Genomic DNA, 24,119 nt, shown 5'->3' on the forward strand with positions numbered 1-24,119 from the left:
TTGAGGGCCACAATGCGCGCCAGCCGGCACCCGCTTGGCGCTCACCCTCAGAAGGAGATAGTTTTCATGGCAGGCAAGTTCGAACTGAAGAAGTCCAAGAACGACAAGTTCTATTTCTCCCTGCTGGCCGGCAATGGCCAGACCATCCTGAGCAGCGAGATGTACGAGGCCAAGGCCAGCGCGGTCAACGGCATCGAGTCGGTGAAGAAGAACGCCGGCGACGCCGCGCGCTACGAAAAGGCCGTGGCCAAGAACGGCTCGCCCTACTTCAACCTGAAGGCGGCCAACGGCCAGGTCATCGGCAGCAGCGAGATGTACAGCAGCGAATCGGCCCGCGATGCCGGCATCGAGTCGGTGATGGCCAACGCCGCCGGCGCCAGCGTGGACGACCAGACGGCCGCCTGATCCGCCCATCGCCCCCAAAAGCCGCCGCAGGGCGGCTTTTTGTGCCCGCACACCACGCTGCCCTGCCGCCGGCCGGCGCGCAAACGCCCTTGTCCGACAGGCGGCGCCCGTTCTTTGGCTCTACGATGGGTGTCAATCACCCTGCCGCCGCCATGTTCCAGCCTGCCCCATTCGCGCGCCCACACACCACGCCCCGCTGGCTGGCGTGGCTGCCGTTGCTGCTGCTGGCGGTCGTGCTGGCGGGCTGCGGCAGCCTGCCCGAGAACGTCGAGCGCCCGGTGTCGCACGCGCTGGCCAGCCCCGCCGGCACGCCGCTGGGCCAGCTGGCGGCGGCGCGCCGGCCGGCCGACACGGCGCCCGACGTGTCCGGCTACGCGCTGATCGATTCCGCCAACCTCGCCTTCAGCAGCCGCCTGGCGCTGACGCAGCAGGCCCGCCGCACGCTGGACATCCAGTACTACGCCATCCACGGCGACGAGAGCACCGCGCGCCTGTTGCAGGAAGTGCGCCTGGCCGCCAAGCGCGGCGTGCGCGTGCGCATCCTGCTGGACGACTTCAACTCCACCGGCAAGAACGCGCTGGTGATGGGCATGGCTTTTCTGCCCGGCGTGGAGATGCGCATGTACAACCCGCTGCCGGGCGGGCGCGGCTCCACCGTGGTGCGCGCCATGCGCTCGCTGCACGACTTCCGGCGCATGCAGCACCGCATGCACAACAAGCTGTACATCGCCGACAACGCCTGGGGCATCACCGGCGGGCGCAACCTGGGCGACGCCTACTTCGGCACCGCCGACGGCAGCAACTTCGTCGACATGGACATCCTGGCCATTGGCCCGGTGGTGCCGCAGATGTCGGCCAGCTTCGACCAGTACTGGAACAACCCGCTGGCCTACCCGGTGCAGTCGCTCATCTCGGCCGAAGAGCTGCGCACGCTGCGCGAGCAGGTGGCCGCGTCGACCGACGCCGCCGACCACGCCGCGCCGGGCCCGGCCGCCGACCACGCCGCGCCGCCGCCCAGCAGCGCTGCCTCGGCCGCCGACGCCGCCGGCAGCGCCGTGCACGCCGCCGTCAACCTGCCCACCGACAAGGACCAGGACGCACCGCCCGCGCCGCTGCCCGACGCGCTCGACCTGCAGAAGCTGCCGCTAATCTGGGCGCCCGGCACGCTGATCGTCGACAAGCCCTTCAAGCTGGTGCCCGAGCTGAACGACACCTACACCGAAGACACCGTGGTCGACGGCATGCTGTCGCTGATGCAGGGCGCGCAGCGCGACGTGCTCATCGTCTCGCCCTACTTCGTGCCGGGCGAGGCGATGATGAAAGTGTTTGCCGACATGCGCCGCCGCGGCGTGCGCGTGCGCGTGCTCACCAACTCGCTGGCCAGCAACGACGCGCCGCTGGCGCACGTGGGCTACGCGCGCTACCGCAAGCAGCTGCTGCAGCTGGGCGTGGAGCTGTACGAGATGCGCGCGCTGAAAAGCCAGCACCTCGACCGCACCGTGTTCGGCTCCGGCGCGGGCGGCTCCAAGGCCAGCCTGCATTCCAAGATGTTCATCTTCGACGGCCGCGTGATCAGCATCGGCTCGATGAACCTGGACTTGCGCTCGCAGTTGCAGAACACCGAGGTGGCGCTGGTCATCCGCAGCGGCGCGCTGTCGAGGAGGCCGCGGCGCAGATCGAGGACGTGTTCGACGACAGCGCCTGGAAGCTGGAGCTGACGCCCGCCGGCGGCCTGCTGTGGCGCGCCCCGCCGCAGGCGAAGTTCGAGGACGCCCGCAGCGAGCCCGACGCCAGCTGGGGCCTGCAGTTCCTGCTGCAAATCCTGGGGCCATTCGCGCCGGATGAGATGCTCTGAAATTCAATAAAGATAGCTGTTAGCGCCCGTCAGAAGCTGATTTCAGATGAAAATCTATCTGAAAATGAATTCTGGCGAGCGCAAGCAGCTATTAAACTTGCTTGATTATCAAGAGTTCTCAGATACTGCGTGTGTGAGCGGCCTTGGCCGCGATGGCGGCGCTTCACCCTGAACCAAGGCTCATCGCGGGCAAGCCCGCTCCCGCAACACAGTCGGAGACTTGTTGCTGATCAAGCGAATTGGATGCGTGATGGCTCAGAGCAGCCTGGCGATCAGGCTCGCCACGCCGCTCAGGATCAGCGTGGTGGTGAGCGGGATGAACCACTCGCGCCCGAACAGCCTGAAGCGGAAGTCGCCTGGCAGCCGCCCGAAACCCAGCTTGCCCAGCAGCGGCGTGAACCAGCTGATCAGCACCAGCGCCAGGAAGATGACGATCATCCAGCGGATCATTCAGGCCTCCATCAAAGCCGGTGCAGCCGGTCGCCCGCCGCGAAGCCGCGCGCCGGCGGATGGCCCGGCGTGGCGAAGCCGATCACCTTGAACAGCTCGCCCATCTCGTGCTCGGCCACCAGCTTCATGGCCGTGGCGCGCGTGGGCAGGTCGCTGGCTTCCATCAGCGCGGCAATGCCGCAATTCAGCAGAAAGCGCCCCTGGCTGGTGTAGCCCAGCAGGTCGAGCCCGGCGTCCTGTCCCGCCAGCGCCACGCCGGTGAAGTTGACGTGCGCGGTGATGTCCTTGTCGCCCACATCGGCCAGCGGCGCGTCGTCCATGCGGTGCGCGCGGTGGCACACCAGGGTGCCGGTGGTGCGCTGCGGGTGGTAGTACTCGGCCTCGGGAAAACCGTAGTCGATGAAGTACGCCGCGCCCGCGCCGCCGCGCTGAAGTAGCGCGGCCACGGTGGCGACGAAGGCGTGCGCCTGCGGGTGCACTTCGGTCACGTAGTCGCCGTTGCCGTCGATCTCGACCGGCGGGCGCAGGGCGGTGGGGCGGTCTTGCCAAACGAATGCACGCGCTTCGCTTTCAATAGCTGCCGGCGCTTGTGGAGCGGGCGCTGCAGCCTGATTTGCCTCAAGAATCACGCCGCGCTCATGCCACTCACCACCCACGCGCGCTAGCAGCTTCACCGGCATCGCGTCCAGCACCTCGTTGCCCAGCACCACGCCGCGCAGCGTGGCGGGCAGCTCATCCGCCCAGGCCACGCGGTCGCCATGGGCTGCCAGCCGCGCCTGCTGGCGCGCCCGCAACGCACCCGACACGTCGACGATGGTGTAGCGCGTCAGCGGCTGGCCCAGCGCATCCAGTGCGGCGATCAATTCTGCCGCCAGCGCGCCCGAGCCGGCGCCGAACTCCCACACTTCCTGCGTGCCGGTCGCCGCCAGGCTCTCGGCCACCTGCGCCGCCAGCGCGCGGGCGAACAGCGGCGACAGCTCGGGCGCCGTCACGAAGTCGCTGCCCGACGACGGCAGCGCGCCGAACTTGCGCGAACCATGCGCGTAATAGCCCAACCCCGGTGCGTACAGCGCCAGGTGCATGAAGCGGTCGAACGGCAGCCAGCCGCCGGCCTGCGCGATCTCGCGGGCGATCAGCGCCGGCAGCGCGCTGGTTACACTGGTTTGGTCGTCATTCGTCACCGCGCCATTGTCCGTGAACGCCACCCCCGCCCCCGCACCGTGCTGGTCACCGGCGCCGGCCGCCGGCTGGGGCGCGCCATCGCCATCGACCTGGCGCGCGCGGGCTGGCGCGTGGCGGTGCATTACCACAGCTCGCAGCAGGATGCTCTTGAAACAGTAGCTGCTTGCGCAAGCAGTACGGGCGGCTCGGCCGCTTTTGATGCCGATCTTTCGGACGAGGCACCCACCCGCGCCCTGCTGCCGCGCGTGGTGGCCGCGCTGGGCGCGGTGGACGCCGTGGTCAACAGCGCCGCGCTGTTCGACTACGACGACGCAGCCAGCTTCGGCCACGCGCAGATGGAGCGCCACTGGCGCACCAACACCGCTGCGCCCGTGCTGCTGGCGCAGGCGCTGGCCGAGCACCTGGCCGCACGCGATGCACCGGCAGCCAGCGGCTGCGTGGTCAACCTGCTCGATCAGAAGCTGTTCAACCCCAACCCGGATTTCCTCAGCTACACCCTCAGCAAGGCCGCGCTGCACAGCGCCACCACGCTGCTGGCGCAGGCCCTGGCGCCGCGCGTGCGCGTCGTCGGCGTGGCGCCGGGCCTCACGCTGACCAGCCACCTGCTCGACGAACAGCGCTTTGCCGAACTGCACCGCCAGAGCCCGCTGGGCCGCTCGTCCACGCCCGAGGACGTGGCCGGCGCGGTGCGCTTCGCGCTGGACAACCGCTCGATCACCGGCACCACGCTGCTGGTCGACGGCGGCCAGCACCTGATGCGTTTCGACCGTGATTTTTCGATGATGTGAGCCCGCCATGAGCGATCTGCCAACCGAGGGCCTGCAAAGCCTCAGCTTCACCGGCCTGCGCTTCGACGCCGCCCTGGGCATCCTGGACCACGAAAGGGCGCGCCGCAGCCCATCCAGGTCGACGCCGAACTGAGCCTGGGCCCGCAGCCGCTGCACCCGCGCGACGACGACATCAGCCACGTGCTGGATTACCGCAAGGTGCGCCAGATCATCATCGACGAGTGCACGGCCGAGCACGTGAATCTGCTCGAAACCCTGATCGGCAAGCTGTGCGACCGCCTGATGCGCCTGCCCGGCGTGCAGGGCGTGCGGGTGAAGATCACCAAGCTGGAAATCTTCGACGACTGCGAAGTGGCGATCCGGATGGAGGCGGGGCGGTGGTGAATGTCTCCGATCCATGCATGGGGTGCCGCGAGCGCTTCGTTTGACCTGCGTCACCGCGCCATGCTTGCCATCCGGTCTTGAGTGGCGTGGGAATGAACTGTTGCACGGATTGCGTGCCACCGTTCATCAGAACCACGACAGGGAGAACAGCATGAAAGGCTTTGCACGGGTGACCTTGCTTGCACTCGCCATGGGGCTGACCGCCTGTGGCGGCAGCGATGATCCGCCAGCGCCAGCGGCCACCGACACACCAACCGTCCCGGCGGTGCCCGATGTGGCCACGCCAGCCACGCCTCAGGGACTGGATGTCTACGTCGGGACGTGGGTCGACCCCGTCGGATTGGTGTGCACCAAGGTGGCCGACGTGGGAAGCACGCGATACCCCACCGGCCGATCCACGGCGCAGGCCGCCTCGATCACGCGGGCCGACAACAGCCTGACCCTTTCTCGGGTGGCGCTGACCTTCGGCACGCCGGACTGCACGGGCTCGGCTGTGCAAAGTGCCGCGGCACCCGTCTGGACAGGGACCTACCAGGGTTCGGCCTCGGTCGACGGGCGAACCGTCGACCGTTTCATGTTGGCGCCGACGTCGCAGAAGGCCTTGCTGTGGCTGGAAGGCGCGAACTTGTACGTGCAGACACAGGCGCCGCTGGATGCACAAGGCTACCCGACCAGCGCTGCCATCGGACCGACATATCTGCGGCTGTGAAATGCCTGAGGCGCCTGTACGGGGAGTGCAGGGCGTGCTGGTAAAGATCGCCAAGCTGGATATGTTCGAAGACTGCGCCATGGCGATCAGGATGGAGGCGGGGCGGTGGTGAGTTGTGCGGTCTCGTGGATGCTGCTGTAATGAAGCGCTGGCCACGTTCGGCCGAGTGGGAGGGGCGTCGATGAAGTTCCGCGATATCAAGTGGCTGGCCGTGATCGGCGCCGTCGCTGCCGTGCTGGCATACCCGGCGCAGGCGATTACCGTGTCTGGCCCAGTGCCCACGCTGACCTTCTCGTGCACCGGGCTGACCTACAGCGCTGCGGGCTTCCTGTTCCAGTTGGACCGTGACAACACCGGTAACAACACGGAAAGCTACGTGTCCGAGATCGTGGATGGTGCAGGCAACGTGCTGTGGCAGTTCACCAACACCCAGTCGCTGGGTCCGCCGCCGTTTGGCGCAGAGGTATTCGGCAACGCTGGTACGCTGGCTTACACCGCTCCGCCCGCAGCGAACCCCATAACTTCCGGCTGGTGAGTCTGGCGGGCAACGGCTTGCCGCAGCAGACAGCCTTCACCGCCAGTGGCCACTGCGCCAGCCTGCCCTTGCCCCCGCTCCGACGGTTGCCGCCGTGCCCACGCTGGGCGAATGGGCGTTGATGGCGCTTTCGGCCGTCCTGATGCTGTGGGGTGCCGGGGCCGCGCAAAGACGCCGGCGCCCCTGATGCTGGGCCGCTGGCGCGGTCTTCGCCACGCCACACAGCCCGTCCAGCCGGGCGACGGGCCCGCCGGCAAAGGCATCGTCTGCTGGGTTCGTGCCCATTGATCCACTGATGGGATCGCAGGCGGGTGCCGCGTCAACGCGTCAACGCGAGGTAGGCGCGGCGCTTGCTGCGCCGGCCAGCAGCCGCTCGATCATCGCCTCCCGCGAGGCCACGCCCAGCTTGGCGTACAGGCTTCTCATGTAGCCCTTTAGGGTGCCCAGCGAACAGCCCAGCGCGCTGGCCATTTCGCGCTGGCTGTCGGTGCGTGCGCTGGCGACGGCCAGCTGCCGTTCGCGCGGCGTCAACGGCCAGCGCGTCAGCTGGAGTGCCACGGCCAGATCGATCGGCTCCAGATGGCAGAGCGTCAGCACCAGCTCGGCTGCATCGGCGCCGGCATCGATCAGCCGCTCCATGCGGTAGCGCATGCCGCCGCCGTCGTCACGCAGGGTGAGCTCGTCGCAGGCCGGCGCCGCGGGCTCGTCCAGCAACTGGCGCGCCCGCTCTGCAACGGGCGCCGGCAACGCTGTCAGGTCGGCTGCAGCCCAGGTCAGGGAGCCCAGTTGCTGGTGCTGGCCCAGGAACAGCAACTCGTAGGCGTCGGCACTGCGCGCACGGATGCGCCCTTGCGCGTCGATGCGCAGCAGCGCACTGCGCGTCGGCACCGTCGGGGTGTCCCGCGTGCCTGGCGCCGCGTGGGCCGATGCCAGGCCGCGCAGGCGATCGCGCGCGTCGCGCAGGCGCCGCTGCTCGGCGTCGCTGAAACGGCCCTCGGCTTCGGCACGGTACAGGTAGATGAAGCCCAGGCAGCGATCCTGCCGATCGAGCAGCGGAACGCCCGTGCCCCAGCGCGCCCCCAGCGGCCCGAAGGCGCCCTGGTAAACCGGGTGCGTGCTCCATCCGGGTGCGTCGAAGGTGTCGCGCACGGCCTGGCCGTCGCTGTCGCGCTGCAGCGTCAGCGGCGTGAGGGCCAGCAACTCGTCGGCATGCCGCCCCAGCCAGTACAGCAGCGCTTCGCTTACGCGCTCCGTCCAGAACCCCGTGGGCGTCAACGTCGCGCTGTCGCACAAGCCGATGCTGGCGAAATCGGCCCGCATGCCGGAGCGCACGGAAGCGGCGATGGCCGGCGCCAGGGTCAGCAGCGAGTGAGGCAGGCTGGCCAGCAATTGCAATTGGCCATGCCAGGCCGTATCGCGCAGCGGTGTGCTGGGCGCACTGGGCGCGGCCGGCAGGACGTTGGTGTCGCGCTCGTGCAAGGCGTCGGAGAGCATCAGATTCCTAACCGTGGTGGGGCTGTCGTTTAGGGGATCGCATGCCACGATCGTATTTTGATCCGGCGCGACGGCGGGGCACGGTGGCGAGGGGCACCGATGACCTGAATCAAACCGCCCTCCGAAATATTTCATGAGAACCAGAACCGTCACGGCTTTTCTGCTGCTGGGCCTGCTGTCAGTCACGGGGTGGGCCGCCGACGCCCGAGGCTGCAAGGACCACCCGCTGTTCACGCGCATGAGCGGCTACCAGCTCGCCGCCTGCGAGAAGAAGTTCGAGCAGCTCGTCATCAAGCTCGACGAGGACCCCGACGCTGCACGCAACCCTCATCCCGAAGGCGACCGCTCGAAGAGCCGGTATGAGTGGGATGACGCGGCCGGCACGCCGCCCGATTTTCTGCAGGTGCTGCGCAACTACCAGAACGCCGCCACCGCCAGGGGCGGCGCCGTGCTGGCCGAGCACCCGCGCTACACGGCCCTGAAGTTCACCCCGAGGGCCGCACCGTCTACGCCAGCGTGGAGGTGTTCAACGAAGGCCGAACGGTCGAATTGCAGGTGCTGGAGCAGCAGGCCATGGCGCAGGAAGTCAGCGCCAACCTGATGTGGGACGCCCTGCGGAAGGATGGTTTCGTCACGCTGCCGGTGCTGTTCGACACCGGCAAGGCCAGCATCCGGCCCGAATCCGCGGGCGTGGTGCGCCAGATCGCCGACCTGCTCAAGCAGCAGCCCGCGCTGAAGGTCTCCATCGAGGGACATACCGACAACCAGGGCAACGCCGCCGCCAACAAGGCCCTGTCGCAGCAACGCGCCAAGGCGGTGGTTGACGCCGTGACGGCCCAAGGCGTGGCGCCCGCCCGCATGAGCGCCGTCGGCTGGGGCCAGGACAAGCCGGTGGCGGACAACCGCAGCCACGCCGGTCGCGCCAGAAACCGCCGCGTCGAGATGCTCAAGCAATAACTCCTTCGTACTTCATGCTCATGTTCATGCCTATCGCCTTGTCATCGTCCGCCCGACGCCGCCTCCGTCGCGCCGCAACCCTCGCGCTGCTGACGGCCGGCGCCACCACGCAGGCCGCCACGCTGCACGTCACGAACCTGAACGACGCCGGCCCGGGCTCGCTGCGCGCCACGGTGCAGGCTGCGGTCAACGGCGACGTGGTGACGTTCGATGTGGGTGGCGCCATCACGCTGGCCAGCGTGATCCCCATTGACCGGAACCTCACCATCGAAGTCCCGCCCGGTGGGGCGGCCGTGCAGATCAGCGGCGGTGGCGCGGCGATCCCTTTGTTCCGCGTCGGCGTCGGGGCCGCGGCGGCGCTCACGCGCCTGTCGCTGCTCAACGCACAGAACGCGGTGCAGAACAACGGCAACCTCACGCTGACGCAAGTGCTGGTGCGCGGCAACACGGGCAGCGTTGGCGCGGGCGTGTCGGGGTGCGTCGATCCCGCCACGCAGACGCTCGGCGTGATCGACAGCGTGTTCATGGACAACCACGCCACCAACGGCGGCGGCGCCATCGGCGCCTGCGGCGCGATCACCATTTCCGGCAGCACGTTTTCCGGCAACACCGCTGGTCAGGGCGGTGGCGGGTATGGCGGCGCACTGGCGGTGACCAACACTGGCTCGGTCACCATCACCAACAGCACCTTCCAGGGCAACACGGCGGGCGGCTTCGGCGGCGCGATCGCCACCGATTACCCTGGCATGTCGCTCACCAACGTGACCTTCTCCGGCAACACCGCGACGACAGGCTCCGCGCTGTCCGTGGCTGGCGGGGTGGGGGTGACGGTGCGCAACACCGTGTTTGCCAGCGGCACTGGTGGTGGGCACTGCACCAACCCGATCTCGGCCGGCAGCAACAACCTGAATTTCGCCGACCCCGCAGGTGTCAATTCCTGCGGCCCGACGGTCACCGTCACCACAGACCCGCAACTGGGCGCGCTGGGCGACAACGGCGGCCCGACGCCGACCATGGCGCTTCCGGCCGGCAGCCCAGCCATCGACGCGGGTGTGCTTGCCGGTGCGCCAGCGTCCGATCAGCGGGGTATCTCGCGTCCGCAAGGAGCCGGCGTGGACATCGGCGCCTATGAGCGCCTGGCGGCCGCGCCGCCGCTGCCGGGGGCGTGGCGGCGGTGCCAACCCTTGGCGAGTGGGGCCTGATGATGCTGGGCCTGCTGGCCGCGGGCGTCGGCGCACGGAACCTCCGGCAGCGCCGATAGCAAGGTCGCGCAGCCCCGGCATAGGACAATGGCGGCATGACCGCCGCTTTCGCACCGCATTCCGAACAGGCCGCTGAACCGGCCACCGGACCCGCCGCCCGCACGCGCGCCGAGCGCGAGGCGCTCAAGCTCGAAAAGCGCCTGTGCCGCCAGGTCGGCCAGGCGATTGCCGACTTCAACATGATCGAGGAAGGCGACCGCGTGATGGTGTGCCTGTCGGGCGGCAAGGACAGCTACGGCCTGCTCGACGTGCTGATGAAGCTGCAGGCGCGCGCGCCGGTGCGCTTCGAGCTGGTGGCGGTGAACCTCGACCAGAAGCAGCCGGGCTTTCCGGCCGAGGTGCTGCCGAATTACCTGCGTGACCTGGGCATCGAGCACCACATCGAGACGCAGGACACCTACAGCATCGTCAAGGCCAAGATCCCCGAGGGCAAGACCACCTGCAGCCTGTGCTCGCGCCTGCGCCGCGGCATCCTGTACAGCGTGGCGCGGCGGCTGAAGTGCAACAAGATCGCGCTGGGCCACCACCGCGACGACATGCTGCAGACCTTCTTCCTCAACATGTTCTTCGGCGGCAAGCTGAAAGGCATGCCGCCCAAGCTGACCAGCGACAACGGCGAGTTCATCGTGATCCGCCCGCTGGCCTACGTGGATGAGCGCGACCTGGTGGCCTGGGCGGCGCACCGGCAGTTCCCAATCATTCCGTGCAACCTGTGCGGCAGCCAGGAGAACCTGCAGCGCCAGCAGATCGGCGACATGCTGCGCGAGTGGCAGAAGAAATACCCCGGCCGCATCGAGAACATGACCACCGCGCTGCAGAACGTGGTGCCCTCGCACCTGATGGATGGAACCTTGCACGATTTCCGAAACCTGAAGGCGACCGGCGTGCCGGACGAGCAGGGCGACAAGGCTTTCGACGAAGAGACTTTCCCCGCGCCCGTGGGCACGCCCTTCGGTGGCGTGGCGCTGGTCAGTGCCTGATCTTTTGCAATAAATCGCGGAGGTATCGTGATGTGGATTGCGCGAACAGCTCTTGTATTGATAGCGGCAACGCTGACGGCCTGTGCCACCGGCCCACGCACCGTGGGTGCCGACGTGCGCACCAGCGCGGCCCAGCCGCCGGGCAACGCGGTGCTGAACGGCGCGCGTTACCGCTTCGAGCGCGGCCCGCTGATCGCCGGCCAGCCTGACCCGGCCAGGCTGGAAGCCATGGCGCAGGCCGCGCTGGCCCGCGTGGGCGCCGTGCGTGACGATGCGCGGCCGCGCGTCAGCGTGCAGGTGGGCGGCTATGTGAACGCGTACTACCGCGATCTCTGGGGCGAGCCGAGCAATGCGCGCGTGGCGCTGGGCCTGGGCGTGGGGCGTGGCTGGCGGGGCGGCGGCATCGGGTTCGGGTTCGGCATGCCGATGTGGGACGACAGCACCCCGGCCTACGTGAGCGAAGTCAGCCTGCTGATGCGCGACCTGCAGACGGGCCAGATCGTTTACGACACCCGCGCCCGCCACGACGGCGGCTGGCACGACACCGACAACGTGCTGGCGGCGCTGTTCGTGGCGGCGCTGGAGGGCTATCCGCAGCCTGCCACTGCGGTGCGCCGCGTGGGCGTGCCCCTGCTGCCGCCGGCCAGCGCCAGCGGGGCGGCCGGCGCCACGCCGACGACCGGCGCCGCCGAACCGGCGCACCGCCCGGTGCGCGGCCCCGAGCCGGTGCAGGCGCCCGCGCGCTGACTGGGGTCCAGCGGGGCAAAGTGCCCCGCGGGCGGCCCAACCCTCATGGCATGATGCACGGCATGGAACCGACCCGCATCCTGGCCATCCGCCACGGCGAAACCGCCTGGAACGTGGACACGCGCATCCAGGGTCATCTCGACATTCCGCTCAACGCCACCGGCCGCGAACAGGCCAGCCGCCTGGCGCGCGCGCTGCTCGGCCACGCGCCGATCGACGCCATCTGCAGCAGCGACCTGTCGCGCGCGCTGCAGACGGCGCGCATCGTGGCCGACGCCACCGGCGCGCCGCTGAGCGTGAACGCCGGCCTGCGCGAGCGCTGCTTCGGCGATCTGCAGGGCCACACTTTCGCCGAGTTCAGCGCCGCCGCGCCGCAGCAAGCCGAGCGCTGGCGCCGGCGCGACCCCGACTGGGTGCCACCTGGCGGCGGCGAGTCGTTGCTCTCGTTTCGAGAGCGCGTGACGCAGACCGTGCAAGTGCTGGCAGCCCAGAATGCCGGCAAGACGCTGGCCCTGTTCACGCACGGCGGCGTGCTCGACGTGCTGTACCGTGCCGCCACCGGCCTGGGCCTGGAGGATGCGCGCACCTGGCAGATCGGCAACACGGCGGTCAACCGCCTGCTGTGGACGCCCGACAGTGGCCTGACCCTGGTGGGTTGGGCCGACACCACCCACCTGGAAGACGAGTGGCTGGATGAAAGCACCGCCTGAAATACCTGAACGCCTGCGCGCCCTGATCGGCCAGGGCACGGACGCCATCGAAACGCCCGTGCTGGTGGTCGACCTGGACGCCGCCAACCGCAACCAGCAGCGCATGACCGAGTTCGCCGCCAAGCACCGGTTGCGCCTGCGCCCGCACGCCAAGATGCACAAGAGTGCCGAATTCGGCCGCCTGCAACTGCAGGCCGGTGCCGCCGGCCTGTGCGTGCAGACCGTGGGCGAGGCCGAGGCGCTGGCCGCCGGCGGCATCAACGACCTGTTCATCACCAACCAGGTGGTGTCGGTGGCCAAGCTGCGGCGTGTGGCGGCGCTGGCGCACCAGCTCAAGGCCCGGGGCGGCCAGTTGGCCATCGCGGTCGACAGCTTCGAGGGCGTGGAGCGGCTGGCGCAGGCCATGCAGCTGACCAACGCGGTGATCGACGTGTTCGTCGAAGTCGACATCGGCCAGGGCCGCTGCGGCGTGGCGCCGGGCGAGGCAGCCTTGCAACTGGCGCGCCTGATCGCCCGCCGATCGGCCAGCCTGCGCTTTGCCGGCCTGCAGGCCTACCACGGCGGGGCGCAGCACCTGCGCAGCGTGGCCGAGCGCCGCGCCGCCATCACCGCCGCCGCCGAACGGCTGGACGACACGCGCCGCCTGCTGGTGGCGGGCGAGCTGCCGCCGGCGGTGATCACCGGCGCCGGCACCGGCACCTTCGCGCACGAGGCCGCCAGCGGGCTGTGGACGGAGATCCAGCCCGGCAGCTTTTTGTTCATGGACGCGGACTACCTGCGCAACGAGCGCGATGCGGCGCAGCCGCAGTTCGAGCCGGCGCTGTTCGTCAAGTCGCAGGTCATCAGCGTCGGCGAAGGCCGCGCGGTGTGCGATGCCGGCCACAAGAGCCATGCCATCGACAGCGGCCTGCCGCTGGTGCACGCGCTGCCCGGGCAGGCGCCGCTGGCGTTTGCCAACGGCGGCGACGAGCACGGTGTGCTCACGCTGGCCGATGGTGGCACGCTGCCGGCGCTGGGCGACACGGTGTGGCTGATCCCCGGCCACTGCGACCCCACCGTGAACCTGCACGACCACCTGGTGGTGGTGCGCGGCGGCGTGGCCGCCGGCCGCGTCGAGGCGGTGGTGGCGGTGGACGCACGCGGCGCCTGGTGAGTGGGTGCTATCAATTTGATGGCTTTCTGCGCTTGACTGGCAAGGGCAGAAGGCTGATTGGATGCTTGAATCTAAACAGCCGAACAGCCGAACAGCCGAACAGCCGAACAGCCGAACAGCCGAACAGCCGAACAGCCGAACAGCCGGACGCAGAGGACGCCAAGGTTTCGCAGAGGACGCAAAGAAATCCAAACACCTGCTCATCGGGGTGCTTGATTGACAGATGTGATCGGGAGTTTTTGCGTCCTCTGCGTGGTTTCTGCGTCCTCTGCGTCCGGCTGTCTTGGTTTTCCCCACGCACCGCAGCCGCAAATCACCCCGCACCAGCGGCACCTGCGTCTCGAACTTGGCCCGCTTGACCGAGAAGAAGGCGCGCACGGTGCGCACGTTGGCATCCTGCGTGAACAGGCGCTCGGCGAGCCGCTGGTAGGCCGGCATGTCGGGCACGCGCAGCAGCAGCACGAAGTCTGGCCCTGGCGCCACGCGATAGCACTGGCGCACGGCGTCGTCGGCCACGGCACGGCGCTCGAAGGCGTCCTGGTGCTCGGCGCCCTGGCGGTCCAGCGTCACCTCCACGATCGCCGTCAGGCCGTGGCCCTGCAACGCGGCCACGCGGTCTTCGTCCAGCAGCGCCACCTGCGCGCTGATCAGGCCCTCGTCGTGCAACCGCCGCACCCGCCGCAGCGCGGTGGGCGGCGAGATGCCGGCGCGCTCGGCCAGTGCCTGGTTGCTCTGGGCGGCATCGTGCTGCAGGGCGGCCAGCAGGGCCCAGTCGGTGTCGTTTGGTTTCATATGCAGCGGTATTTTGGCTGAAAAGTTCATCATTCAAGAAAAATGTAGATTTATTTCAATTTAGGTGATTGATGGCCGCTGAAATTTCATACAGACTTTCCTAAGATCGCGGGTCGGCCGCGCAGCATGCGGCGTTTCTGAAGGGCTTTCCCATGTGCGGCATCGTCGGCGCGGTCTCCACGCGCAACATCGTTCCCCTCCTCGTGCAGGGCCTGCAGCGGCTCGAATACCGCGGCTACGACTCGTGCGGCGTGGCCGTGCATGCGGCCGAGGCCGCGGGCGCCGTGCCGGGCACGCGCCTGAAGCGCCTGCGCGGCATCGCCCGCGTGGCCGACCTGGGCGCGCAGGCTGAATCGCAGGGCCTGGCCGGCAGCACCGGCATTGCCCACACCCGCTGGGCCACGCACGGCGCGCCGGCCATCGGCAACGCGCACCCGCATTTCAGCCGCGGCCCCGTGCCCGCCGGCATGGACGGCGAGCAGGCCGCCGCCCGCCCGGCGCGTGTCACGCTGGTGCACAACGGCATCATCGAAAACCACGAGGCCCTGCGCGCCGAACTGCTGGCGCGCGGCTACTTCTTCACCAGCCAGACCGACACCGAGGTCATCGTCCACCTCATCGACAGCCTGTACGACGGCGACCTGCTGGCGGCGGTGCAGGCGGCCGTCAAGCGCCTGCGCGGCAGCTATTCCATCGCCGTGCTGCACCGCGACGAGCCGCAGCGCCTGGTGGGCGCGCGCGAGGGCTCGCCGCTGGTGCTGGGCATCGGCGCCGACGGCAAGGAGAACTTTCTGGCCAGCGACGCCATGGCCCTGGCCGGCGTGACCGACCAGATCGTCTACCTGGAAGAAGGTGACACGGTGGACGTGCAGCTGGGCAAGCACTGGGTTGTGGCACGCGACGGCCAGGCCGTGCAGCGCCCGGTGCGCACCGTGCAGGCCATGAGCGGCGCGGCCGAGCTGGGGCCTTACCGCCACTACATGCAGAAGGAAATATTCGAGCAGCCGCGCGCCATTGCCGACACGCTGGAAGGCGTCGAGGCCGTGGTGCCCGAGCTGTTCGAGGCCGCCCGCAACCACGCGCCGGGCGAGGGCGCGCACGCCACCTTCCGCGCCACCGACCAGGTGCTGATCCTGGCCTGCGGCACCAGCTACTACGCCGGCTGCGTGGCCAAGTACTGGCTCGAGGCCATCGCCCAGCTGCCCTGCGCGGTCGAAATCGCCAGCGAATACCGCTACCGCGAATCGGTGCCCAACCCGCGCACGCTGGTGGTCACCATCACCCAGTCGGGCGAGACGGCCGACACCCTGGCCGCGCTGCGCCACGCGCAGTCACTGGGCATGCAGCACACGCTGACGGTGTGCAACGTGGCCACCAGCGCCATGGTGCGCGAATGCAAGCTGGCCTACGTCACCCGCGCCGGCATCGAGATCGGCGTGGCCAGCACCAAGGCCTTCACCACGCAGCTGGCCGGCCTGTTCCTGCTGACCCTGGCGCTGGCCCAGGCGCGCGGCCTGCTCACCGAGGCGCAGGAGGCCGAGCACCTGAAGGCGATGCGCCAGCTGCCCAACGCGCTGCAGGCCGTGCTGGCGCTGGAGCCGCAGGTCATCACCTGGGCCGAGCAGTTCGCCGCCAAGGAGAACGCGCTGTTCCTGGGCCGCGGCCTGCACTACCCGGTGGCGCAGGAGGGCGCACTCAAGCTCAAGGAGATCACCTACATCCACGCCGAGGCGTACGCGGCGGGCGAACTCAAGCACGGCCCGCTGGCGCTGGTCACCAGCGCCATGCCGGTGGTCACCGTGGCGCCCAACGACGCGCTGCTGGAAAAGCTCAAGAGCAACATGCAGGAAGTGCGCGCCCGCGGCGGCGTGCTCTATGTGCTGGCCGATGCCGACACCCACATCGACAGCGGCGACGGCCTGCACGTCATCCGCCTGCCGGGCCACTATGGCGCGCTGTCGGCCATCGTGCACGTGGTGCCGCTGCAACTGCTGGCCTACCACACGGCTGTTGCGCGCGGCACCGACGTGGACAAGCCACGCAACCTGGCCAAGAGCGTGACGGTGGAGTAAGCGGCTGCCAGTGCCTTCAATGCTGACCCCAACAAGTAAAGTCCGTCGGGAGCCAACATAGTCCGGCGAAGATCGCTATTGCTCCGAAAGCAAACTGGTTTGAGAATCTCCGTGCTGCCTTAGCGCGCGTGAACAACCTCTTGGGGAGCGACACCGAGGCGCGCCGCCAGCAGGGCGCGCAGGCGCAATGGCCGAACCGGCTTGCGCAGCACTTGAAACGCCGAGCCGGCCTGGTGCAGGTGCTGGATGTCCTCGCCGGTGACCAGCAGCGCCAGGCGCAGGTCGGGCAAGCGCTGGCGTGCCTCGCGCAATACCGCGAGGCCGTCACGCTCACCGGGCAGCCGCCAGTCGCTGATCACGGCGTCGTAAGCGTGCTGCGCCATCGAGCGACTGGCCTGTCCGGCATCGTGTGCGGCGTCGGCATGCAATCCCCACATCCGCATCAGCAGCACCAGCGCATCGCGCACGCTCGGGTTGTCTTCCACTACCAGCACCCGGCCGCAGAATGGTCGAGCGGATGGGGCGGCCTGTTGCGGGTAGGGCATGCCGTCGGGCGGCGGGTCGGCGCGCGGCAAGTCGAGTGCAAACACGCAGCCGCGCCCGACCCGGAGTTGAGCGTGATGCGGTGGCCCAGCAGGTCGGCGACACGCCGCACGGTGGCCAGGCCCAGTCCGGTGCCTTGCGTGGGGTCGCGGGCTGCGTTGTCGAGCTGCACGAACTCCTCGAACACCGCATCGTGCGCCTCGGGTGCGATGCCGATGCCGGTATCGACGATGCACAGGCGCCAGGCGTTGCCTCGGGGCCGCACGCCAAGCACCACACCGCCACGGGCGGTGTAGCGGATGGCGTTGGCCAGCAGGTTGGACAACGCGCGCTCCAGCAGCGCCACATCGCTGCGGGCCCAGGCGGTGGTGGGGTGAATGCGCAAGCGCAGCCCTTTCTGCCGGGCCATGCCTTCGTACATGCCGGCCAAGCGCTCCAGCAGTGGCTGCACGGCGAATGCGCTGGGTGCTGGCGTGATCTGGCCGGCGTCCAGGCGCGACAGGTCCATCACGACTTCCAGCAGGCGGTCGAGCGAGGCCATGCACTCGCCCATGCGGGCCAGCGTCGGCGCGTCGCGCGCACTGCCTTCAAGCACGCCGTGGTACAGGCTCATGGCTTGCAGAGGCTGGCGGAGATCGTGGCTGGCAGCGGCAAAGAAGCGCGATTTGGCGGCGTTGGCAGCTTCGGCCTGAGCGCGCCGTTCATCCAGCTCGCGCATCAGTTGTTCGTTGAGCAGGCGGGTGGACATGTCGTTGTGCAGTGTGCGCGCGAAGCGCAATCCGGCCATGCCGAGCGTGAACCAAAGCAACGCGGTGAAGAGTGCGGCGAACAGGCGTTCGTCGCCGCCGAGCAGCAGTACTTGAGCGCTCAGGCCCAGCAGCATTGGTGTGAACGAGGCCCACATGGCCGGTGGCCAGCAGCAGAACTGTGTCACCGAACTGGCGGCCACGATGGTGGCCAAGGCCAGGATCACGAACACCAGCGACGCGTTGCCCGAGATGACGACTGGATAGCCCCAGCCGGCGACGATGGCGGACGACAGTCCGGTGCGCCAGGTCACGGCGTGCAGCCAGGGGCGCGGCCGGCTGTCGCCGTCCGCCTGTGCCCGTGCGGCGCGGCGAATGAAGAACAGGCGCTCAACGGTCAGCGCATACAGCAGCAACGCGGGCACCATGGCAGCCATTGGCCCGACGCTCGGCATGATGAGCCACACGACCAGCGCCGGCCCGACGGCTGCGGTGATCAGCGTCGTGCGCAGCCCTGCCATGACGAGGTCGAGTACCCGTTGCTCAAACAGCAGGCGCTGGGCCGGATCATGGACCTTCGGGAACAGACGCTCGGCTTCGAGCATCATTGCACGCGCCAGTGACCAGCCTGCGGCGTTGGCGGTTGCGTCGGCGACCGATGTGTCAGGCGTCATGTTGCTCAAGTGTGTCGCGAGCCATCATCACCGCCTGCAAGCGGTTGGAGGCGCCCATCTTGTCGAAGATGTCTTCGATATGCTTCTTCACCGTGGCCGGCGAGATGCCAAGGGCCCGCGCGATCTTCTTGTTGCTGGCGCCGGTGGCCAGGTGACGCAGCACGTCCACCTGTCTGCCGGTCAGTCCGCGCGGTCCGGCCACGGCGGCTACGCTGATGGCTGGCGCCAGCAGCTCGTCATCGAACACGGTCTCGCCATTGGCCAGCCGGCGCAGACATGACAGCAAGGCCGGCAACTCCAACGCTTTCGGCAGATATGCCATCAAGCCGGCGTCGTACGCGCGCCGAGGCAGCGTGGGGTCGTCCACGCCCGACATCAGGCCGATGCCGACGGACGGGCACCGCGCCCGCAGGCGTTCGGCGCCGCGCAGGCCGTCCTCGCCGGGCAGACGGTAGTCGAGCAGCACCAGGTCGAACGCCTCGCCATCCGAGCACAGCACCTCGAGCGCCTGGTCCAGCGTGGCCACAGCATGCACTTGCAGCGTCGGCACCTGGTGGCGCAGCGCCGTGGCGAGGCCGTCGCGAAACAGCGGATGGTCATCCACTAGCAGCACGGCGAAGCCATCAAGCTCATCGTTCAACGGAGATCCTTTGAAGTGCGGCTGGGGCATGATTTTCAAGAATAGCGCAGGGTCCGCGTTTGCGCAGGGGGCCAAACGGCCGATGGTGGCGCGCGGTGCCCGCCGGCATGATGGGTTCAGCGGCCGTATGTGCGTGCGGCGATGACTGACAGACGCCTGCGGTGCCGCCCCCATCGCCTGAAAGGAGGCGCGATCATGCGCAGCACGGTTTCTACTTTCCACGTCGGCCATTGGCGGCTCGTCGCGGCTTGCGGCTTGGGGCTGGGGTTGCTGGCCTGCGGCGGCTCGGACGACGAGGCGACCCAGCGATTCACGGTTGGCGGCACGGTCAGCGGACTGACCGCCGCAGGGCTGGTGCTGCAGAACAATGGCGCCGATGACCTGGCGCTGCCGGCCGGCGCCCGTGATTTCGTGTTTGCGGCTGCGCTGGCGGCGGGCGAGCCTTACGACGTCAGCATCAGGGCGCAGCCGTCGGGCCAGAAATGCATGGTAGGTCGCGGGCAGGGAATGCTGGCGCGCGATGTGCGCGATGTCCAGGTGAACTGCGCACCCGCAGCGGGCGACGACGGGGCCATACCGGGCCCGGGTGACGGCACCGGCGACGGAGACGGTGGCGCCGATGTGGGCGCCGGCGCCGCGAGCGCCTGCTTCAACCCTGCCCTGATGACGCCTGGAACCCGCTACCGGTGGCACATGCAGACGCAGGTGGAAGGCCAGCTGGTATCCATGGTGCAGGAACGCCGGATCGAGGGCGGCGGCAGCTTTGCTGGTGCTTCCGGCTTGGTGGTGGATAGTGGTTCGATGTCCATGACCTTCGGCGCCAGCGGCTCGATGGATCAAAGAGGCGCCTGGTATTACAAGCGCCTGGACACGGCTGCCGGACCGGTGATCGTTGAATATGGCGGCAGCGCCGATGCGACGACCAGCGCGGGGGTATGCGTTTCGACTCGCGGCACGAGTGGGTCAACACGCCGCCAGCGGAAAAGCGAGAGCTTGCGCTGCAATCCGGGCAGAGCTATCCATACAGTGCCACCACGCGCACGACCACAAGAACGATGATGAGCGGGGTGGCGATCCATACCACCGTCGATACGAGCACCGATGCCTATCGAGTGACTTATCTGGGGCAGAAGGAAATCACCGTCGCGGCGGGCACCTACCCAGCCTGCCACTTCAGCAATGCGACGACCGAGGGCCAGGTGGATGTTTACTACTCGGTCGGCAGTGGCTTGCCGCTGGTGATCGCCAGCAGGATCGAGGACGGCGGGCTCGTGCGCATGGAAATGCAGCCTGACTCGCATGTCAACGGCGTACCGGTCAGCCAGTACCACGCTTCGCGCCAGTGAAGCCACCAACCCAAACGCGAGGCGACCCATGCTGACAAGCAACCGCACTGTATTCACCGCGCTGCTCCTGGCGTGCGCCGGGGCTGCGCATGCGCAGTCCATCGACCCCGGTCTGTGGGAATTCAAGCACGACGTTCGCGCGCCCGGCATGCCCGACCTGAACGCCCAGATGGCGCAGATGCGCGAGCGCATGAAGTCGCTGCCGCCACAGATGCGCCAGATGATGGAGCGGCAACTGGCGAACATGGGTGTCGGTCTCGGTGAGGGCGGAGCATTGCGCGTGTGCATGGGCCTGGACGACGCGCGGCGCGGGCCGGTGCGCGAGGGCCATCGCGACAACGATTGCACCTACACCCAGGTCAAGCGCAATGGCAACACCTGGAGCGGACGCGTGACATGCACCGAACCGGCGGGCCAGGGCAAATTCACGACCACGGTGCACAGTGCCTCGCATTTCAGCACCATCTCGGTGCTCAGTGGCGCGCAAGGGCGCACGGAGGTCAAGCTCGACGCGCGCCGCATCGGCACCGACTGCGGCGCGGTAGCGGCCGTGCCACGCCGCTGATGCCGGCAACAGGCAGGATCTGCCCGGACAGGAGATCGTGCCGCGGCGCTTGAACGGGCGCCCGCCCTGCGTGGTCGGTGGTTTGCTGATGGTCGGGGCGGTGCGCGGCAAAAGAGGACTGTGAGCGGGCAGGCAGCCCCTGCCCCATGCCGTGCCTGCAGGTCGCCTGGTCATTTGTTTGGGCCGGACGCGGTTGGGCGCCGCGACGCTGACCCTTTGCGCCATTGGTGCCGACCTTGCCGTGCGCCTCTGGTCGAGGTTCGGGCTTGCAATCCAGCGCCGCAATCCTTGCTGGGCGCACCCGCCTTCAAAGTGCCCCGGCAGGCCGAAGGCCATGTAGACGGTGTTGCTCTTGGGCGCCAAGACGCCCCGCGCGCCTTCACGGGGTCGGCCGCACCGCCTCGCTGCGTTCGTGACGCCGCCCGGCACGGTGGCGCAGAGGCGATGAACGGAACGTCGAATACGGTCGCCCCTCAGTTGCGCGATGGTGGTGTTGCCGCTGCCACGCGGAGCGCACGATTTCCGCCGAGGCGGGAGTTCAGAAGCGGGTTCCAAGCGCCGCAGAGGGTGGATGCATGGACTCCCCACCCTCGCGTGAGTGGCGGATGGTTTCAACTCGTTTGCTTGGGGCGCGACAGAAGGCCTGGCGGCCGCACTTTCAGCGCTGGCCCGGCCATCAGCCGCGTCGCAGTCGCCTGGCCCCCAGCAGCGCCGCTGCCAGCCCCAGCCACACCAGCGTCCACTGCCCGAGCGTCGGCACGGCCGTGACCTGCCCACCGCCGCCAGCGCCACCGCCGGTACCGTTGCCGTTGCCGTTGCCAGTCGCGGCCACCACAAGGCGCAGCGCCAGCGGCGCGCTGTCGCCGGCGGCGTTGCTGGCCACCAGGCTGAAGTCGTAGCTGCCGGCTGCCGTGGGCGTGCCGCTGATCTGGCCCGTCGCGGGGTTCAGGCTCAGCCCTGGCGGCAACGTGCCGCCGGCCAGCGCGTAGGTGACCGGTTGCGTCACCCCGGCCGGGCCCAGCGTGGGTGTGAAGCCCGCGTAGGGCTGCCCCACCGTGCCGCCGGGCGCGGTGCCGGTCAGCGTGGGCGCCACGGCCATAGCGGCAATCACCACCGTCTGCGCCAGCGGCGCGCTGTCGCCGGCGGCGTTGCTGGCCACCAGGCTGAAGTCGTAGCTGCCGGCTGCCGTGGGCGTGCCGCTGATGTGGCCCGTCGTGGGGTTCAGGCTCAGCCCCGGCGGCAACGTGCCGCCGGCCAGCGCGTAGGTGACCGGTTGCGTCACCCCGGCCGGGCCCAGCGTGGGTGTGAAGCCCGCGTAGGGCTGCCCCACCGTGCCGCCGGGCGCGGTGCCGGTCAGTGTGGGCGCCACGGTAGGTGCATCAACATAGTCCAGGAAGGACTGTCCCCGCGCACCAGGCGAACGTAGTTGGTGGCAGTGCGGCCGCTCAAAGTGTCATTGCCGTTGACGAGGAACACGGCCCATGCCAGATTGGGTCTGGTGACGATGGGCGAGGACGACCAGAAGGCCCAGTTTGCCCCGGTGCCAGGAAACTGCGCCAGGTTGATGGCGGGTTCGGCGCAGCCCAGTTCGGCAATCGATGTCAACTCATTGAGGTTGGGCAGGCGCCAGTCGGTGGCGCCCAGGTTTTGCGTGCCGGCGGCGGCCTGATTGACGGCATCCACACGCGCGAAGGCCTGTTGCCAGGCATAGCCGGCCGCCGTACCGGTGCAGGTGGCGCCGTCCCAGGCCTGCCCTTCGGCGCAGCGCTTCCACACCAGGCCCGTGGGCAGGTGACGGACCATGCCGCTGCCGCTGCCGGCGTCGGCAAATGCGCCGTCGGGGGTCGTCAGCGGCAGTGGGCAGCTTTGTTGTGCCTGGGCGGCGAGCGCGATCAACAGGGCCGGCAGGGCCGCCGCCCAGCGCACGAGGGCAGAAAGTCTCATGGCTTGTGGCCTCCAAAAGATGCGGGAATTGAGCGGCTGCTGGACAACGTCCGCCCGATGGTCGGTTGGCCGCGGGCCGCCGATGCCACGGGCGCGGCGCACGGCGCCTCGGCGGCCGGCCAGCGGGCCGGCTGGCGCAGGCGCATGGTTGCCGTCATTGTTCTGGCCCCTTGCAAGAACGTCACAGTCCCGTGCGGACGAGGCGAACCCGGAGGGCGCCGCCCCGGCTGGTCCAGCCATTGGCGCCATCCAGGAAGCGCACTGTCCACGCGTTGCCCGCGACCCTGGCCATGGGCGAAGCCGACCAGAACTGCATGGCTGGGGTGTAGGGAAAGTAGTCGAAATCGATGGCCCCAGTAGCACTGCCGCGGTCGGCCAGGTTGTACAGCTCTTGCATGGTGGGCAGTCGCCAGTCGTTGTGACCGCACAGGCCGACGGCATTGACGTCCTGGGCGAACTTTTCGGTGTCGCAGCGGCCCGCCGTCAGGCATGCTCCGCTGCTGGCAACGCCAGGGCCGCCATGGCTGTTGGCGCTGAAGTACCACGAGTAGGTGTGGTCCTTGTGACGCAGGTGACTGGCGTCATCGACCTTGACCTCCCACATCAGCCCGGTGTGGTTGTCGTAGGTGCAGGCCCAGTCGCCGGCACCCGTACCCAGCACGGCACTGGCGGGCAGGGTGGCGCCGCTGTGGCTGATCTTGGTGTAGTCGAAGCCCTTGGCGCCCGCGCCAACCTTGGGCAGCACGCCCTTGGCGGCAGCGGCATCGCGCCCGTAGCGCGCGTCTTGCCCGCCGTGGGTGGGCAGGGGCGTGCACGTGGTGCTGGCGCTGATGGCCGTGTCGGCGCCGCTGGCGTGCTCGCGACAGAAGTCAATGCCCGAGTCGTTGACCGGGTTGGTCTGTGCCCAGGCAGCGGGCAGTGTCAGCAGCGACAAGGTCGCGGCGCGAAGATGGGGCAATTTGGGGCTCATGCAGTCTGCCTCCCGAAGAAAAACGAAAGCGGCGAAGCAGGCGATGGATGTGCTCCGTGGCCTGCAGAGGAAGTGAATGTGGAGCGAACCGGGCAAAGCTCGGCCGCCCCTTGACGGGCGGCAAACGTGTGGTGACTCCAGGTGAACGCAGTGGGCATGGGGCGGGCTTCGGCAGGTCTGTAGTCCGTACGCTAAAGCCTCCCTGCGACATGCGCC

At 68.8% G+C, this 24,119-nt stretch carries 29 protein-coding genes and 2 pseudogenes; 21 read left to right on the forward strand and 10 right to left on the reverse strand.

All coding sequences use genetic code 11. The features are described from left to right. The first annotated feature begins 66 nt into the window (after positions 1-66). From H0I39_RS12835 to H0I39_RS22310, 4 genes are all read left to right on the forward strand, one after another. Positions 67-405: a YegP family protein gene (locus H0I39_RS12835; RefSeq protein WP_180550758.1), complete on the forward strand. Its 339-nt coding sequence runs from the start codon at positions 67-69 to the stop codon at positions 403-405. Positions 406-557: 152 nt separating this feature from the next. Next, entirely contained in the window at positions 558-2,123 is a 1,566-nt protein-coding gene (locus H0I39_RS12840) for a phospholipase D family protein (RefSeq protein WP_257645787.1), read from the forward strand. Further along, positions 2,090-2,260: a phospholipase D-like domain-containing protein gene (locus H0I39_RS22305; protein ID WP_257645788.1), complete on the forward strand. Its 171-nt coding sequence runs from the start codon at positions 2,090-2,092 to the stop codon at positions 2,258-2,260. The genes H0I39_RS12840 and H0I39_RS22305 overlap by 34 nt, the downstream gene beginning before the upstream one ends. A 46-nt stretch (positions 2,261-2,306) precedes the next feature. Next, on the forward strand, positions 2,307-2,432 hold the full coding sequence (locus H0I39_RS22310; protein WP_257645789.1) for a hypothetical protein: 126 nt from the start codon (positions 2,307-2,309) through the stop codon (positions 2,430-2,432). An 83-nt stretch (positions 2,433-2,515) separates the two neighbouring features. On the opposite strand, the gene H0I39_RS12845 is transcribed toward H0I39_RS22310, so the two are convergent. Further along, positions 2,516-2,710 carry a DUF2905 domain-containing protein gene (locus H0I39_RS12845; RefSeq protein WP_180550759.1) on the reverse strand — a complete coding sequence of 65 codons (195 nt, stop codon included), beginning with the start codon at positions 2,708-2,710 and terminating at the stop codon, positions 2,516-2,518. Between the two features lie 11 nt (positions 2,711-2,721). Further along, the gene (locus H0I39_RS12850) at positions 2,722-3,891 is read right to left on the reverse strand and encodes a class I SAM-dependent methyltransferase (protein ID WP_308645848.1); all 1,170 of its coding nucleotides are present in this window, start codon (positions 3,889-3,891) and stop codon (positions 2,722-2,724) included. Positions 3,892-3,930: 39 nt separating this feature from the next. On the opposite strand from H0I39_RS12850, the gene H0I39_RS12855 reads away from it, so the two are divergent. The 5 genes and pseudogenes from H0I39_RS12855 (at position 3,931) to H0I39_RS24175 (ending at position 6,495) form a co-directional block, all read left to right on the forward strand. Then, a complete protein-coding gene (locus H0I39_RS12855; protein ID WP_373368298.1) occupies positions 3,931-4,680 on the forward strand; it encodes an SDR family oxidoreductase in 750 nt (249 codons plus the stop codon). Between the two features lie 7 nt (positions 4,681-4,687). Next, positions 4,688-5,064, forward strand: a pseudogene (locus tag H0I39_RS12860) (dihydroneopterin aldolase). 151 nt (positions 5,065-5,215) lie between these two features. After that, on the forward strand, positions 5,216-5,773 hold the full coding sequence (locus H0I39_RS12865; protein WP_180550761.1) for a hypothetical protein: 558 nt from the start codon (positions 5,216-5,218) through the stop codon (positions 5,771-5,773). A gap of 181 nt (positions 5,774-5,954) precedes the next feature. Further along, positions 5,955-6,308, forward strand: a complete 354-nt coding sequence (locus H0I39_RS12870; protein WP_180550762.1) for a hypothetical protein — start codon at positions 5,955-5,957, stop codon at positions 6,306-6,308. Between the two features lie 94 nt (positions 6,309-6,402). After that, positions 6,403-6,495 (forward strand): IPTL-CTERM sorting domain-containing protein, encoded by a 93-nt coding sequence (locus H0I39_RS24175; RefSeq protein WP_180550763.1) that lies wholly within the window; start codon positions 6,403-6,405, stop codon positions 6,493-6,495. 140 nt (positions 6,496-6,635) lie between these two features. Here the strand turns inward: H0I39_RS24175 and H0I39_RS12880 are convergent, their stop codons facing one another. Next, positions 6,636-7,802, reverse strand: coding sequence for a response regulator transcription factor (locus H0I39_RS12880; RefSeq protein WP_180550764.1), 1,167 nt, complete (start codon positions 7,800-7,802; stop codon positions 6,636-6,638). A gap of 133 nt (positions 7,803-7,935) precedes the next feature. Between H0I39_RS12880 and H0I39_RS12885 the strand changes: the two genes are divergently transcribed. The 8 genes from H0I39_RS12885 to H0I39_RS12920 all read left to right on the forward strand — a co-directional run bounded on the left by H0I39_RS12885 (position 7,936) and on the right by H0I39_RS12920 (position 13,611). After that, positions 7,936-8,403, forward strand: a complete 468-nt coding sequence (locus tag H0I39_RS12885; protein ID WP_180550765.1) for a hypothetical protein — start codon at positions 7,936-7,938, stop codon at positions 8,401-8,403. Continuing rightward, complete coding sequence (locus H0I39_RS12890; protein WP_180550766.1) at positions 8,376-8,759, forward strand: OmpA family protein; 384 nt, start codon at positions 8,376-8,378, stop codon at positions 8,757-8,759. The genes H0I39_RS12885 and H0I39_RS12890 overlap by 28 nt, the downstream gene beginning before the upstream one ends. A 26-nt stretch (positions 8,760-8,785) precedes the next feature. Then, positions 8,786-9,961, forward strand: a complete 1,176-nt coding sequence (locus tag H0I39_RS12895; RefSeq protein WP_180550767.1) for a choice-of-anchor Q domain-containing protein — start codon at positions 8,786-8,788, stop codon at positions 9,959-9,961. 2 nt (positions 9,962-9,963) lie between these two features. Further along, positions 9,964-10,020 carry a hypothetical protein gene (locus H0I39_RS24180; RefSeq protein ID WP_373368343.1) on the forward strand — a complete coding sequence of 19 codons (57 nt, stop codon included), beginning with the start codon at positions 9,964-9,966 and terminating at the stop codon, positions 10,018-10,020. A 36-nt stretch (positions 10,021-10,056) separates the two neighbouring features. Next, entirely contained in the window at positions 10,057-11,001 is a 945-nt protein-coding gene (gene ttcA / locus H0I39_RS12905) for a tRNA 2-thiocytidine(32) synthetase TtcA (protein ID WP_180550769.1), read from the forward strand. Positions 11,002-11,031: 30 nt separating this feature from the next. After that, on the forward strand, positions 11,032-11,748 hold the full coding sequence (locus tag H0I39_RS12910; RefSeq protein WP_180550770.1) for a DUF4136 domain-containing protein: 717 nt from the start codon (positions 11,032-11,034) through the stop codon (positions 11,746-11,748). Positions 11,749-11,810: 62 nt separating this feature from the next. Further along, complete coding sequence (locus tag H0I39_RS12915) at positions 11,811-12,458, forward strand: histidine phosphatase family protein (protein WP_180550771.1); 648 nt, start codon at positions 11,811-11,813, stop codon at positions 12,456-12,458. Then, positions 12,442-13,611, forward strand: coding sequence for a DSD1 family PLP-dependent enzyme (locus H0I39_RS12920; RefSeq protein WP_180550772.1), 1,170 nt, complete (start codon positions 12,442-12,444; stop codon positions 13,609-13,611). The genes H0I39_RS12915 and H0I39_RS12920 overlap by 17 nt, the downstream gene beginning before the upstream one ends. A gap of 324 nt (positions 13,612-13,935) precedes the next feature. Here the strand turns inward: H0I39_RS12920 and H0I39_RS12925 are convergent. Then, a pseudogene (locus H0I39_RS12925) lies at positions 13,936-14,403 on the reverse strand (Lrp/AsnC family transcriptional regulator); the annotation flags it as partial. A gap of 152 nt (positions 14,404-14,555) precedes the next feature. Between H0I39_RS12925 and glmS the strand changes: the two are divergent. After that, positions 14,556-16,475 (forward strand): glutamine--fructose-6-phosphate transaminase (isomerizing), encoded by a 1,920-nt coding sequence (gene glmS / locus H0I39_RS12930; protein ID WP_180550773.1) that lies wholly within the window; start codon positions 14,556-14,558, stop codon positions 16,473-16,475. A 119-nt stretch (positions 16,476-16,594) separates the two neighbouring features. On the opposite strand, the gene H0I39_RS12935 is transcribed toward glmS, so the two are convergent. The 3 genes from H0I39_RS12935 to H0I39_RS12945 are packed head-to-tail and all read right to left on the reverse strand — an operon-like array spanning position 16,595 to position 19,078. After that, the gene (locus tag H0I39_RS12935) at positions 16,595-16,942 is read right to left on the reverse strand and encodes a response regulator (RefSeq protein ID WP_180550774.1); all 348 of its coding nucleotides are present in this window, start codon (positions 16,940-16,942) and stop codon (positions 16,595-16,597) included. 17 nt (positions 16,943-16,959) lie between these two features. Then, positions 16,960-18,438, reverse strand: a complete 1,479-nt coding sequence (locus H0I39_RS12940; protein WP_180550775.1) for a sensor histidine kinase — start codon at positions 18,436-18,438, stop codon at positions 16,960-16,962. Then, on the reverse strand, positions 18,428-19,078 hold the full coding sequence (locus tag H0I39_RS12945; protein ID WP_180550776.1) for a response regulator transcription factor: 651 nt from the start codon (positions 19,076-19,078) through the stop codon (positions 18,428-18,430). The genes H0I39_RS12940 and H0I39_RS12945 overlap by 11 nt, the downstream gene beginning before the upstream one ends. Before the next feature lie 195 nt (positions 19,079-19,273). Here H0I39_RS12945 and H0I39_RS12950 point away from each other — a divergent pair, with 195 nt between their 5' ends. Genes H0I39_RS12950 through H0I39_RS12960 form a run of 3 tightly spaced genes read left to right on the forward strand, consistent with a single transcriptional unit; the run spans position 19,274 to position 20,989 of the window. Continuing rightward, positions 19,274-20,137 (forward strand): hypothetical protein, encoded by an 864-nt coding sequence (locus H0I39_RS12950; protein ID WP_180550777.1) that lies wholly within the window; start codon positions 19,274-19,276, stop codon positions 20,135-20,137. Then, complete coding sequence (locus H0I39_RS12955) at positions 20,137-20,424, forward strand: hypothetical protein (protein WP_180550778.1); 288 nt, start codon at positions 20,137-20,139, stop codon at positions 20,422-20,424. Before H0I39_RS12950 ends, H0I39_RS12955 begins: the two co-directional genes overlap by 1 nt. Positions 20,425-20,452: 28 nt before the next feature. Next, complete coding sequence (locus H0I39_RS12960) at positions 20,453-20,989, forward strand: DUF3617 domain-containing protein (protein ID WP_180550779.1); 537 nt, start codon at positions 20,453-20,455, stop codon at positions 20,987-20,989. Positions 20,990-21,665: 676 nt separating this feature from the next. Here the strand turns inward: H0I39_RS12960 and H0I39_RS12965 are convergent. The 3 genes from H0I39_RS12965 to H0I39_RS12975 all read right to left on the reverse strand — a co-directional run bounded on the left by H0I39_RS12965 (position 21,666) and on the right by H0I39_RS12975 (position 23,867). Beyond that, on the reverse strand, positions 21,666-22,358 hold the full coding sequence (locus H0I39_RS12965; RefSeq protein WP_180550780.1) for an Ig domain-containing protein: 693 nt from the start codon (positions 22,356-22,358) through the stop codon (positions 21,666-21,668). Further along, complete coding sequence (locus H0I39_RS12970; protein WP_180550781.1) at positions 22,343-22,933, reverse strand: Lcl C-terminal domain-containing protein; 591 nt, start codon at positions 22,931-22,933, stop codon at positions 22,343-22,345. Before H0I39_RS12970 ends, H0I39_RS12965 begins: the two co-directional genes overlap by 16 nt. A 181-nt stretch (positions 22,934-23,114) precedes the next feature. Beyond that, complete coding sequence (locus H0I39_RS12975; RefSeq protein ID WP_180550782.1) at positions 23,115-23,867, reverse strand: Lcl C-terminal domain-containing protein; 753 nt, start codon at positions 23,865-23,867, stop codon at positions 23,115-23,117. Between the last annotated feature and the right edge of the window lie 252 nt (positions 23,868-24,119).

Source organism: Ottowia beijingensis, assembly GCF_013423955.1.
Classification (GTDB): domain Bacteria; phylum Pseudomonadota; class Gammaproteobacteria; order Burkholderiales; family Burkholderiaceae_C; genus Ottowia; species Ottowia beijingensis.